Below are 12,303 nucleotides of genomic sequence, written 5' to 3' on the forward strand. Positions count from 1 at the left end.
TGCAATACTGCCTCCGGTATCACCTGCAACCTTCGCAAAACCTTCGGGGAAAATATGTTTACACAAGGACATTTTGTTAACGCTGAGATCCGCATCAAAGCGGATGCAGATATTCAACAGGCGCTGGCCGCAATCGAGCAGTTTTGCGCTGATATGAACAGCGAAGCGGGCTGCTCCTTCGCGATGGCGCTACAGGACAAACAAGATCCGCGCCGCATCATCCTTTGGGAACGTTACGAAGACGAAGCGGCCTCGCAGCGTCACTTCGACGAACCGCACACTCAGCGCTTTATCCATTCCGGCCTGACAGAATTTGTGCACGCCACCTTATGCCAGTTACCGGTCCGGGAGCCTGCCGTATGACGCACAACAAAAGCCTCCGCTGGGGCGTGCTCGGCACCAGCTTTATTTCCGGCATCATGGCGGATGCGATTGAACAACACGACGGTTCGCTGCTGTACGCCGTCGCCGGACGATCGCCGCAGGGGCTGGCGGATTTCGTGCGGCAGCATCCGGCGGAGCACGCTTACGACAGCTACGATGCGTTGATTAACGACCCGCAAGTCGATGTTGTGTATATCGGTTTACCGAACCACATTCACCATGAGTATGTGATCAAGGCCGCGAACGCCGGTAAAGCCGTCCTGTGCGAGAAATCCCTCTCGGTAAACATGGCCGATACCGATGCGGCGCTTGCTGCGGTAGAGCATAACCAGGTGTTTTTCCTCGAAGGGCTGATGTATCTGACGCACCCGTTTGCCGCGAAAATCGCCGAGATCGTCGGCAGCGGAATACTGGGCGAGGTGAAGTCGATCAACGCCAGCTACTGTGCCTCGATTGCGCAATTTGTGAATCCGGGAAGCAAGGGCGCCATTTACAATCTCGGTTGTTATCCGGCTTCGCTTATCCATCTGGTGATGCAAAACGCCACTGGCGATGGCACTTTCCCGGCCTGGAACCTGACAGCCCACGGACGCCGCAACGCCGGAGACGGCAATGTCGGCGAAACCGCCGCCACGATCCAGTTTGCCAACGGCGCGCTGGCACAGCTGCACTGTGCGGAAGACTACGGCATGTTCTGGGCATTTTCAGTGGCGGGCAGTGCAGGGCGGATGGAGATCGTCTCCAACCCGTGGCTGCCGGAAGCGCAGGGTAACCAGATCCGCATCACGCCGTATGAAGGCGAAGCGCAGGTTTATGACCTGACAGCCGACGGCGACGCATTCCACTATCAGGTGCGTCAGGTCTGGCAGGCGCTGCACAGCGGTGAACGCACGCTGGCACGTCCGGCGGCCAGACCGCAGGATTCGAGAGAGATTATGGCCCTGCTGACGGCATGGGAGGAAAGGACGGTGTGTTAACCGTATGAATTAATAAGAAGGCGCAGATATCTGCGCCTTTTTTTACACCGGTTAGCAGACTTTCACGCCAGCTCTCACGTTGTCTAATGCTCATAGCAGATAACTGTATGATAAAAATAGAAATAACACCGATGGCGTAGCGGCAGGAGATCCGGCTGTGATAGGGTGATTTTTTGTCTTATATTGACCTGCTCATAAATAAAAACCTGCCAATAATGAAAATCTGTCAAACATGAAAAAAAACCACGATTTAGCCGTTATGCATTGGGGAACCTACCGTGTCACCACCGAGGACGGCGCGTTAACTGCCGTGGCACCGGTGGAATGGGATCGCAATCCGTCTGAAATCGGCCAGTCTCTGGTTGGAGCCGTCGATGGCAGCAGCCGCGTACGCCGTCCCGCCGTCCGGCTGGGCTATTTACAAAACGGCAGCGCGTCGCGCGAAGGACGTGGTAAAGAGCCTTTTGTGGAAGTGAGCTGGGAAACCGCCCTGTCGCTGGTCGCCGGGGAGATGCAACGGGTAAAAGACACCCACGGCAATGCGGCGTTTTATGCCGGTTCCTACGGCTGGTCGAGTGCCGGACGTTTTCATCATGCGCAGAGCCAGTTGCACCGCTTCTTTAATCAGTTTGGCGGCTACAGCGGCAGCACCAACACCTACAGTCTGGCCGCTGCTGAGCGGTTATTACCGCACATTATCGGCGACCTCGATGTTTTGCAAAAACAACACACCCACTGGTCGGTACTGGCGGAGAAGTGCGAACTGTTTGTTGCCTTTGGCGGCCTGCCGCTGCGCAATGCGCAGGTTAACGGTGGCGGCGCGAACGATCACTCCCTGAAATACTGGCTGCAAAAAATGGAGCAGACCGGTACGCGCTTCATCAACGTCAGCCCGGTGAAAAATGATCTCTCGGGAGTAAAATCCGCCGAATGGTTATCCCTCAAACCAGGCAGCGATACCGCGCTGTTGCTGGCGTTGAGCTATGTGCTGATTGACGAGTCGCGCTATGACGCAGATTTTGTGGCCAGCCACACCGAAGGCTTTGAAACATTTCGTGAATATCTGATCGGACAGAACGACGGCAGACCAAAAACGCCGGAATGGGCGGAACCGCTGACCGGCGTGAGCGCGGAACAGATCCGTGCGCTAGCCCGTGAGATGTCGCAAAAACGCACCATGATCAACATCGCCTGGTCATTGCAGCGCGCAAGGCAGGGCGAACAGACGTTCTGGGCGACGGTGGCGCTGGCGGCGTTGCTGGGGCAAATTGGCACCGCCGGCGGCGGGCTGGGCTTCGCCTACGCGTCAACGAATCTGGCGGGATCGGACCGCCGAACTTTCTCCGGCCCGCGTTTGCCGATGGGGCAAAATGCGGTGAAACAACCCATCCCCGTCGCGCGACTGGCCGACATGCTGCTCAATCCCGGCGCGCCTTATCAGTTCGACGGCAGCCACTGCCATTATCCTGACATCCGGCTGGTGTACTGGGCGGGCGGCAATGCGTTTCACCATCATCAGGATTTAAACCGGCTGACGCAGGCATGGCGTAAACCCGACACCGTGGTGGTTCACGAACAGTACTGGACCGCGCAGGCTAAATTTGCCGACATCGTGCTGCCGGTGACAACGTCACTTGAGCGGGATGATATCGGCAGTTCCAGTAATGACGGTTTTATGATCGCCATGCGTCAGCATATTGCGCCGGTGGATGAGGCGCGGAGCGATTACGCGATTTTCTGCGGGCTGGCGGAGAAGCTGGGTTTTGGCGAGACGTTCAGTGAAGGACGCGATCCAATGGCCTGGCTGCGCCATATCTATGAGATTTCCACGCCGCGCGCACAGGCCGATGGCATCGAACTGCCTGATTTCGATGATTTCTGGCAGCAGGGCAAACTGGAATATACGCGGCCAGACACCCCGCAAATCTTCCTCAAAGCGTTCCGCGATGATCCGGTGGGTTCACCTCTGACCACGCCGTCCGGGAAAATTGAGCTTTTCTCGCAGACCGTGGCCGGTTTTGATTATGAAGAGTGTCCCGGACATCCTTTCTGGTACGAACCGGAGGCCAAGGCACAGCTGGAGGTCAGCGCACGCTGGCCGTTGCATCTGCTTTCCAGCCAGCCTCGTACGCGTCTGCACAGTCAGTACGATCAGGGTGCAGTCAGCCGCCGGACAAAAATACAAGGCCGCGAACCGCTGTGGCTGCATCCGCAGGACGCCGCACCGCGCGGGATCGTCGAAGGCAGCATCGTGCGGGTGTTTAACGATCGCGGGGCGATTCTGGCGGGTGTGCATCTGAGTGAAGACCTGCGTCCGGGCGTGGTGCAGATGTCGACGGGCGCATGGTATGACCCGCAGGATCCGACCCTGCCGGATTCACTGGATAAACACGGTAACCCGAACGTGCTGACGGAAGATCGCGGCAGCTCGCGGCTCGGCCAGGGGTGCAGCGCGCAAAGTTGCTGGATAGACATTGAACGCTGGGACGCGCCGCTGCCCGACGTCACCGCTTTCCAGCCGCCAGCGTTCGTGAATGCCGGTGACAGCACGCAGGAATAACAGGAAACGTGCATCCTCTGGCGTTCCTTCGCGGGAATGCCAGAGGATTTTTGCTTGTACAGCAGGTCAGCCCTTCAGTTCCAACGCCTTCAGCGCAGTCTTCATTTCCAGCCTTTTAAATATTGGTAACTGTGAGCAGGATAAGCGCGTAAATCCAGGCCGGCCAGACACGGTCTGCGTTTCAGATGTTAGCCAAAAGTTTCAGTCACCGCTTTGATAAAGCTCCGAATTTTGACTGTCTGCCGTAAACCCGCCGCCGTGAGGACGTGCATCGGTCGCGAAGGACACGTGTAATCGGGCAGTATTTGCACCAAACGCCCGGCGTTGATTTCTTCCCGCAATACGTCTTCCGGCCCCTGCGTTACGCCATAACCTCTGACCGCTGCATGCAACAGAGCCCGCCAGTCATTCGCCCGAAAACGGCCTTCAGGGCGCACTTCCTGCGTTTTGCCCTCCTTAGTGAACAGCCAGCGGCAGGGCGACTGCGGTGACCAGATCCCATAAACCAGACAGGAATGCTGCGCCAGACAGGTGGGGGTAACCGGCGTGCCATTCTGCGCAAGATACTCCGGCGAGGCGCAGGCAATCAGCCGGTATGGCCGAAGCGGATACGCAATCAGCGGGCCGTCGTGCAGTTCACCGATGCGCAGGATCACTTCATAACCTTCCTCGACAGGATCGACCATGCGATCGCTCAGCGTCAGCTCCACCTGCGTGCCGGGATAGTTATCCAGATATTGTGTAATGAACGGTGCCAGCATCGATGCACCAAAGGTCACCGGCGCATTGACGCGAATAATGCCTGATGGCGTGGCTTTCATCTCCAGCGCGATGGCATCGGCCGCCTCAGCCTCGGCAAGCACGATTTTACAGCGTTCGTAGTAGCTGCTGCCGATATCCGTCAGATGCTGGCGGCGGGTCGTGCGGTTCAGCAGCGCTGTGCCCAGCCGCGATTCCAGCCGGGCGATGTGTTTCGCTACCATCTGCGGGGATATGCGTAACGCCTCTGCCGCCGCCGCGAAGGATCCAAGTTCGGCGGCTCTGACGAAGACGTTCATGCTGGTGAGACGATCCACGATTCACTCCTGTTTGTTGTTTGTCTGTGCTGATATCGAGTATTTATCAACGCAGGGTGTCGAATTATTCTTAACCTTCTGACAGACAATTGAAAGGTGATAATCATGAAAATAGGCATCATCGGTGCGGGATTTGTAGGGCGAGCGGTGGCGAAACAGGCGATCAAGGCCGGACATCAGGTCATGTTGAGTAATTCCCGCGGGCCGCAGACGCTGTTCAGCCTCAAGCCAATGATTGGTTGTGAGACAGGCACCGCCACGGAGGCTGCCATCTATGGCGAGATTGTGGTTATCGCAGTCCCTCTGACCGCCCTCGGGCAACTGCCGGTAGCGGAACTTGCCGGAAAAGCAGTCATCGACGCCGTCAATTATTATCCTGAACGCGACGGGCAGGTGGCGGAACTCGATCAACAGCTGACGACTACCAGCGAATATCTGGCCGGTTTTCTGCCGCAGTCGAAAATCACCAAAGCCTTCAATGCGATTCAGATGACCGATCTCGAAACCGACGGCCTGCCCGCCGGAGCCCCCGACCGCCGCGCATTGCCGCTGGCCGGTGACGATAAGGCAACCAAGCAGATTATCGTCAGTCTTTATGATGCGTTTGGTTTTGACGCGGTGGATGCAGGCGCACTGTCCGAAGGCTGGCGCTTCCAGCGTGCAATGCCGAGTTATTGCGTGCGAATGACGAAAGGGGAGCTCGAGCGGGTTCTGGCGCAGGCTCAGAGGTTTAAGCCACTGGGTAGTTAATTTGTCTCAGAATTTATATTATAAATATCAATCCACACCATCGCGTGGATTGATCCTCTTTATTAAAATATTTACACCCCTTCAGGATGTAGCAGTTTATCCTTTAATACTAAACCGTTAATCATTTGCATAAGTTCATTCTGACTTTGTGCGGAGAGTTCCCGTGCCGGTTGCAGGAATTCCTGAATATCCTTTTCCTGCGGTTGCGTGGTGATCACCAGACAGCCTTTCATCACTCTTATTGTCACGGGCATACCGGTGCTGAATCCGGCCTCCTCAAGCCATTTGCCTTTTACGCAAATCTGCGGATGACGATAAGGATTTGGAACATATCCCACAATGTAATGACGTAAAGGTTTGAGCGGGGCAGTATTTGATTTAGAATCCGTGTTAGCCATTTTTCTATTCCGTTTAATAGTTGATTGGTCAGCGGGGTTGAGGTGTTGCTGCACGTCAATTCCGCGTTTCTTAAATTTCTATTTATAAACTTCCATTTCGCACTTCTCATTTTATGACTTATTTCAATAAGCCATAAAATTAAATACTACGCTTTAGAAATTATTAATCCAATGAAAGATATTTGTGGAAACGATGAGGTTTTTTTAGCGGACATTTAATTATAATCAGCATGTATTGATCTTGATTTTGTATTGATATATGGCATTTGTTTTAAGTGTGTAATGGCATTATCGTGTACGGCATTTTAGGGTAATGATGTTTGTAGTTATTAATTAACGAAAGACTATAAGAGAGGTGGATTTTGTCCTTAATTTTCAGATGGTTTAGCAGGTTTTTATTACTCTCTCTGTTTCTTTTTATACTTCTGGTTGTCTATGTTATCTGCTGGACTATTCATGTTGGTGATGGACTGGAATATAAAAAATCCGACTGGTACGACTATTATAATCTACCGCAGATCTTATAAAAAATGCTCCTGCGGCCTCGGAGACGGCTATTTATAGTGTATCCGAAACTGACGGTGCCTCCAATTCTGAACAACGAGTGACATGGACGGGTGTAAAAGACGTTCCCCGTGCAGTGCGAGATCTGGATGCTTACTTAGTCAAAGAAGGCATTGATGTTGATGCAGAATTCAACAGAGGTAATCAGTACTTTGTTATGCATTACGATGATGTGGTTATTCTGAAAATTGGCATTTGCCACAGTGATTGCCGGAGGAGTAATGAATATTAATCCATAAAAAAATCCACGCTCTCACGTGGATTTTCTATTCCAGTCTGAAATCCGGTTTATTTAATTTCAGTCACAAAGTTTTCGCGGCTGCGACGCACTTTCTTCAGGTTCACCAGCCAGTCACCTTCTGTGGCGCGATAACCCAGCGGGAGCATCACGACGCTGCGTAAATTTTTGGATTTCAAATCGAGAATTTCATCCACCGCCACCGGATCAAAACCTTCCATCGGCGTGGCATCTACTTCTTCGAACGCTGCTGCAATCAGCGCAGCACCAAGGCCGATATACGCCTGACGGGCAGCGGCCTGATAATTTGCTTCGGTTCCGCGATCGGCGACGATGCCCAACAGCATTTGACGATAGTTTTCCCAGCCTTCGTTTTTAAATCCACGCACGTCGTTGGTCAGATCAAACATCATATTGACGCGGTCTGCGGTGATGTCGTCCCATGCAGCAAAGACCAGCAGGTGTGAACAGTCGGTCACCTGCGCCTGATCCCAGGACACCGTTCTGATTTTTGCGCGGACGTCAGGATTGGTTACTACAAAGAGTTCGAACGGCTGGAGCCCGCTCGACGTCGGTGCCAGACGCACGGCTTCTACGATACGTTCGAGTTTTTCAGCAGACACGGTTTTCGTTGCATCGAATTTTTTGGTCGCGTAGCGCCATGCCAGTCTTTCATTTAAGGTCGTCATCTTGTTTTCCTGAAGGATTAAGTGTGAAGCGGTGCGCTTGCCTTTTGGGGATCATTTTTATCAATAGCGGGGGATGATCGCATGATCTTTGGTGGGAGGTTTTGTGAATTTGAGCCCTGGGAACTGCCGGATTGAGGTGTAGAAAAAGTCCATTATTCTGAAATGCAACATCACCGACGTTGCATTTCTGTTTCTCATCTTATTTCTTTTTATTGAGCAACGACTTCAAATCCGCAAAGGGATTATAGGTGGCTGCTTCAACATCATCTTGCGCGTCCTCTCCTGCCACAACGCGGGTACCGTACTGATCAGCCTCCGTGTACTTGGAGTGTTCATGGTCATGACAATACAGACACAATAATTCCCAGTTACTGCCATCTTCCGGGTTGTTGGTATGGTCGTGGTCGATATGGTGAACCGTGAGTTCGCGCAGATTTGAATAAACAAATTCCCGCGTGCAGCGGCCGCAAACCCACGGGTAGATTTTTAGCGCTTTTTCACGATAGCCGCTTTCCAGCCGCGGGTAGTTTTTGGGGATCAGTGCCATGACGATGTTACCTGTTACAAAGAGAGGATCTTAAAAGAATGTGTCTAATATATCGCGTAATGGGGCAGAAGGAGAAATGAAAGCGGGGGCGGAGAGGGACTTTTTGCTGCGCGGTAAAAAGAAAAATCCACGCAGTGGCGTGGATTTTTAAACAACATTCAGATCTGTGCGAGCTGAATATTAACTTAGACGTTAAACAGGAAGTTCATCACGTCGCCATCTTTTACAACGTACTCTTTGCCTTCTGAACGCATTTTTCCGGCTTCTTTCGCGCCTTGCTCACCTTTGTAGGTGATGAAGTCTTCGAACGCGATGGTTTGTGCGCGGATGAAGCCTTTCTCGAAGTCGGTGTGGATTTTACCTGCGGCTTGTGGCGCAGTGGCGCCGACAGGGATGGTCCATGCGCGGACTTCTTTCACGCCAGCGGTGAAGTAAGTTTGCAGATTCAGCAGCTCATAACCGGCGCGGATCACGCGGTTCAGGCCCGGCTCTTCTAAGCCCAGTTCCTGCATGAATTCTTCGCGATCGGCGTCATCAAGCTCAGCAATGTCAGATTCCACGGCGGCGCACACGGCAACGACGACGGAACCTTCGGCTTCGGCGATTTTACGCACGATATCGAGGTACGGATTGTTCTCGAAACCGTCTTCGTTGACGTTGGCGATGTACATGGTCGGTTTCAGCGTCAGGAAGCTCAGGTAGCGGATTGCCGCTTTGTCTTCTTCGGTCAGATCCAGTGCACGCAGCATGCCCGCTTCGGAAAGCTGTGGCAGACATTTTTCCAGCGCAGCCAGTTCGGCTTTCGCATCTTTATCGCCGCCTTTGGCTTTCTTCTGTACGCGGTGAATGGCGCGCTCACAGGTGTCGAGGTCAGACAACGCCAGTTCGGTGTTGATAACATCGATGTCATCAGCCGGATCCACTTTGTTGTTTACGTGGATGATGTTGTCATTCTCAAAGCAGCGCACCACGTGGCCGATGGCTTCGGTTTCACGGATGTTGGTCAGGAACTGGTTACCGAGGCCTTCACCTTTGGATGCGCCTTTTACCAGACCGGCGATATCCACGAATTCCATGGTGGTTGGCAGGATACGCTGCGGTTTTACGATCTCGGCCAACTGGTCGAGACGCGGATCGGGCATTGGCACGACGCCGGTGTTAGGTTCGATGGTGCAGAACGGGAAGTTTGCTGCTTCGATACCCGCTTTGGTCAGCGCATTGAACAGAGTGGATTTACCGACGTTCGGCAGGCCGACGATACCGCATTTGAATCCCATGTTTTTCTCACCTTAATATCTTAGTTATCAGGTAATTAAAGTTAATTGCCTGATGTAATGACCATAATGTTTGGCATTATACACAAAATCCATGTTTTTCTCGATCCGCTTGTCGCGCGGTAATCCTCAAAGGATGGATTAAACCTTGCCTCGCTTTGCCCATTTTTAGATACTTGTCACAATTTTTTAACTGACTGGAAATGAACCGGATGTTTTATGTTTAGCCCGCGTGGTCTGAAGTTGTCGGAAGTGAAGAATGAAACGCTGGCAGGATTTGTGGTGGCGGTGTCGATGATCCCGGAAGCGGTGGGGTTCTCGCTGGTGGCCGGGCTGTCGCCGATTGTCGGGTTGCACACGGCATTTATTATCGGGCTGGTGACGGCGCTGTTCGGCGGAAAACCGGGGATGGTGTCCGGTGCGGCTGGGTCTATCGTGGTGGTGCTGATGAGTCTGGCGTCGCAGCACGGCATGGGATACGTGCTGTGGGCGACGATTTTCGCCGGTGTGATTCAGATTTTGATCGGCGTGTTCCGGCTCGGGAAGTTTATCCGGCTGGTGCCGCTGCCTGCGGTTCACGGATTTGTGAACGGGCTGGCGATTGTGATTATGCTGGCGCAGTTGCATATGATCTCCGGGCAGGGGCCGCTGATGTACGGGCTGGTGCTGCTGGCGATTGCGGTGGTGGTGGTGTTCCCAAAACTCACCAAAATCATTCCCGCGTCTCTGGCGGCGCTGATTGTGGTGTCGGCGGTGGCGATTGGTTTTAACCTGCACACGCTGCGGGTCGGCGATCTGGCGGATATCTCCGGCGCCTTACCGCACTTCAGCCTGCCGGTCGTGCCGTTCACGGTCGACATGCTGAAAGTCGTGCTGCCGTATGCGGTGGTGATCGCGCTGGTCGGGCTGATTGAATCGCTGCTGACGATGACGGTGCTTGATGAAATGGGCGGCCACAAGGGCAACGGTAACCGTGAAAGCATCGCGCAGGGGGCGGGTAATACGATCTGCGGGCTGTTCGGTTGCTTCGCCGGTTGCGCGATGATTGGGCAATCGATCATCAATTTCACCTCCGGCGGACGCGGGCGCATCTCAGGTATTGTTGGCGCGATTTTGTTGATCCTGTTCGTGGTGAGTCTTTCCGGTTACATAGGTCTGCTGCCGGTGGCGGCGCTGGCGGGGATCATGCTGGTCGTGTGCTACAACACTTTCGAGTGGAGTTCGCTGCGTCGTTTTCGTCGTATGCCGAAAGCCGATGCCCTGGTCATGGTGATTGTCACGGTGATTACGATATTTACCGATCTGGCTGTCGCGGTCATCAGCGGCGTGATTATCTCAGCGCTGGTCTTTGCCTGGCAGCAGGCGCGGATCCGCATTCGCGAGCACAAAACTAAGGGCGATCTGACGGTGTATAAACTGGAAGGCCCGTTATTTTTCGGCTCGGCGGCGTCGTTCTCGGAGCTGTTTGAGCCGAAAAATGATCCGCAAAACGTGGTGCTGGATTTTGCAGGTACGCGGGTGATGGATTCCAGCGGTGTCGAAGCGATTGATAAGCTGACGGCGCGTTATCTCGAGGCCGGAAAAACCATCCGGCTGCGGCATCTGAGCAACGACTGTGTGAGCCTGCTGAAAAAAGCCGGGCCGTTTTGTAGTCACGAATTAGACGATCCTGAGTATTACGTCGCAGAAGATACCCTCTGAAATGCAAAAGGTGCCGCATAAAAACGGCACCTTTTTTCATTGCGTCACCATGACGTCATTACACCAGAACAAACATCCCGTACGGGTGGATTTGCAGGAAGAAGTTGTCACCGGCGGTAGGTTGCAGCTGCGTGGCGTTGACCTGCAACAGCAGAGACTGTCCGTGCCATTCCACCGTCACTTCATACTGCGGGCCCATATAGGCAACGTGGGTGATGGTGCAGCGCTGGCTGTCGTCACCCTGTAGCCCGAGGGTGATCGCTTCCGGACGCACGCCGACCGTACATTGCTGCATTCCCGGCGCGAACGCCGCCGGTTTTGGGATGTGGTAGCCGAAAATCTCCACCGTGTCGCGGTGTAAATCCGCCGGGAAGACGTTAGCATCACCCATAAAACTTGCCATAAAGCGCGAGGCAGGCTGGCGATACAGCTCCTGCGGCGCACCAATTTGCATGATTTTGCCCTTGTTCATCACCAGTACTGTATCGGATACCGCAAAGGCTTCGCTCTGATCGTGCGTCACGTACAACGAGGTGATGTTGAACTGCTGCTGAAGCTCGCGGATTTTTTCGCGCATGCTGCGGCGCAGGTTGGCATCGAGGTTACTCAGCGGCTCATCAAACAGCAGGACTTTAGGTTTGAGGATCAACGCGCGCGCCAGCGCCACTCGTTGTTGCTGGCCGCCGGAAATCTGATCGACATAGCGGTCCTCAAACCCGTCCAGATCGACCAGCGATAAGGCTTCACGCACGCGGTCACGGATCTCGGCTTTAGGCCTTCCCAGCATTTTCAGGCCGTAACCGATATTTTCTCCCAGCGACATGTGCGGGAACAGTGCGTAGGACTGAAACACCATGCAGATATCACGCTGCTGAATGGAGCGATCGGTGACATCTTCGCCGTCGATGAAAATACGCCCCTCAGAGGGTTTTTCCAGCCCGGCGACCATGCGCAGAACGGTGGTTTTGCCGCAGCCTGACGGGCCGAGCAGGGTAACCATTTTGCCTTTCGGGATCGCCAGATTCAGGCCTTCCAGTACGGTATTGGTGCCGAAACGCTTGGCGACGCTTTTCAGTTCAACAAAACTTTTGGTGGCTTCTGCCGGTGCCGGTTTAACCGGGTGTTCAGTGGTCATGGTCATGTCA

Annotated in this window: 11 protein-coding genes; 5 read left to right on the forward strand and 6 right to left on the reverse strand. The window is 53.8% G+C overall.

The window, feature by feature from the left end:
* Positions 1-54: 54 nt before the first annotated feature.
* The 3 genes from ACMHLI_RS06910 (at position 55) to ACMHLI_RS06920 (ending at position 3,921) form a co-directional block, all read left to right on the forward strand.
* Entirely contained in the window at positions 55-363 is a 309-nt protein-coding gene (locus ACMHLI_RS06910) for a putative quinol monooxygenase (protein WP_413528810.1), read from the forward strand.
* Entirely contained in the window at positions 360-1,361 is a 1,002-nt protein-coding gene (locus ACMHLI_RS06915) for a Gfo/Idh/MocA family protein (protein WP_413528811.1), read from the forward strand. The genes ACMHLI_RS06910 and ACMHLI_RS06915 overlap by 4 nt, the downstream gene beginning before the upstream one ends.
* Positions 1,362-1,593: 232 nt before the next feature.
* Positions 1,594-3,921: a molybdopterin-dependent oxidoreductase gene (locus ACMHLI_RS06920; protein ID WP_413528812.1), complete on the forward strand. Its 2,328-nt coding sequence runs from the start codon at positions 1,594-1,596 to the stop codon at positions 3,919-3,921.
* Positions 3,922-4,109: 188 nt separating this feature from the next.
* On the opposite strand, the gene ACMHLI_RS06925 is transcribed toward ACMHLI_RS06920, so the two are convergent.
* Entirely contained in the window at positions 4,110-4,997 is an 888-nt protein-coding gene (locus ACMHLI_RS06925) for a LysR family transcriptional regulator (RefSeq protein ID WP_413528813.1), read from the reverse strand.
* Between the two features lie 105 nt (positions 4,998-5,102).
* Here ACMHLI_RS06925 and ACMHLI_RS06930 point away from each other — a divergent pair, with 105 nt between their 5' ends.
* Complete coding sequence (locus tag ACMHLI_RS06930; RefSeq protein WP_413528814.1) at positions 5,103-5,747, forward strand: NADPH-dependent F420 reductase; 645 nt, start codon at positions 5,103-5,105, stop codon at positions 5,745-5,747.
* 71 nt (positions 5,748-5,818) lie between these two features.
* Here the strand turns inward: ACMHLI_RS06930 and ACMHLI_RS06935 are convergent, their stop codons facing one another.
* The 4 genes from ACMHLI_RS06935 to ychF form a co-directional block, all read right to left on the reverse strand.
* Positions 5,819-6,199 carry a SymE family type I addiction module toxin gene (locus ACMHLI_RS06935; protein ID WP_413528815.1) on the reverse strand — a complete coding sequence of 127 codons (381 nt, stop codon included), beginning with the start codon at positions 6,197-6,199 and terminating at the stop codon, positions 5,819-5,821.
* 798 nt (positions 6,200-6,997) lie between these two features.
* Complete coding sequence (locus ACMHLI_RS06940; RefSeq protein ID WP_413528816.1) at positions 6,998-7,636, reverse strand: nitroreductase family protein; 639 nt, start codon at positions 7,634-7,636, stop codon at positions 6,998-7,000.
* 199 nt (positions 7,637-7,835) lie between these two features.
* Positions 7,836-8,183, reverse strand: a complete 348-nt coding sequence (gene yajD, locus ACMHLI_RS06945; RefSeq protein ID WP_413528817.1) for an HNH nuclease YajD — start codon at positions 8,181-8,183, stop codon at positions 7,836-7,838.
* A 185-nt stretch (positions 8,184-8,368) separates the two neighbouring features.
* The gene (gene ychF / locus ACMHLI_RS06950) at positions 8,369-9,460 is read right to left on the reverse strand and encodes a redox-regulated ATPase YchF (RefSeq protein ID WP_112167694.1); all 1,092 of its coding nucleotides are present in this window, start codon (positions 9,458-9,460) and stop codon (positions 8,369-8,371) included.
* A gap of 216 nt (positions 9,461-9,676) precedes the next feature.
* On the opposite strand from ychF, the gene ACMHLI_RS06955 reads away from it, so the two are divergent.
* Positions 9,677-11,158 (forward strand): SulP family inorganic anion transporter, encoded by a 1,482-nt coding sequence (locus tag ACMHLI_RS06955; protein ID WP_413528818.1) that lies wholly within the window; start codon positions 9,677-9,679, stop codon positions 11,156-11,158.
* 58 nt (positions 11,159-11,216) lie between these two features.
* On the opposite strand, the gene fbpC is transcribed toward ACMHLI_RS06955, so the two are convergent.
* Positions 11,217-12,293: a ferric ABC transporter ATP-binding protein gene (fbpC, locus tag ACMHLI_RS06960; protein ID WP_413529017.1), complete on the reverse strand. Its 1,077-nt coding sequence runs from the start codon at positions 12,291-12,293 to the stop codon at positions 11,217-11,219.
* Positions 12,294-12,303 lie beyond the last annotated feature (10 nt).

The sequence above is a fragment of the Rahnella inusitata genome (assembly GCF_965118895.1).
Taxonomy (GTDB): domain Bacteria; phylum Pseudomonadota; class Gammaproteobacteria; order Enterobacterales; family Enterobacteriaceae; genus Rahnella; species Rahnella inusitata_A.

Bases quoted from the DNA above. Each gene is read 5' to 3' on its own strand.
- ACMHLI_RS06910 (WP_413528810.1), top strand. From the start codon at position 55: ATGTTTACACAAGGACATTTTGTTAACGCTGAGATCCGCATCAAAGCG.
- ACMHLI_RS06915 (WP_413528811.1), top strand. From the start codon at position 360: ATGACGCACAACAAAAGCCTCCGCTGGGGCGTGCTCGGCACCAGCTTT.
- ACMHLI_RS06920 (WP_413528812.1), top strand. From the start codon at position 1,594: ATGAAAAAAAACCACGATTTAGCCGTTATGCATTGGGGAACCTACCGT.
- ACMHLI_RS06930 (WP_413528814.1), top strand. From the start codon at position 5,103: ATGAAAATAGGCATCATCGGTGCGGGATTTGTAGGGCGAGCGGTGGCG.
- ACMHLI_RS06940 (WP_413528816.1), bottom strand. From the start codon at position 7,636: ATGACGACCTTAAATGAAAGACTGGCATGGCGCTACGCGACCAAAAAA.
- yajD (WP_413528817.1), bottom strand. From the start codon at position 8,183: ATGGCACTGATCCCCAAAAACTACCCGCGGCTGGAAAGCGGCTATCGT.
- ychF (WP_112167694.1), bottom strand. From the start codon at position 9,460: ATGGGATTCAAATGCGGTATCGTCGGCCTGCCGAACGTCGGTAAATCC.
- ACMHLI_RS06955 (WP_413528818.1), top strand. From the start codon at position 9,677: ATGTTTAGCCCGCGTGGTCTGAAGTTGTCGGAAGTGAAGAATGAAACG.
- fbpC (WP_413529017.1), bottom strand. From the start codon at position 12,293: ATGACCACTGAACACCCGGTTAAACCGGCACCGGCAGAAGCCACCAAA.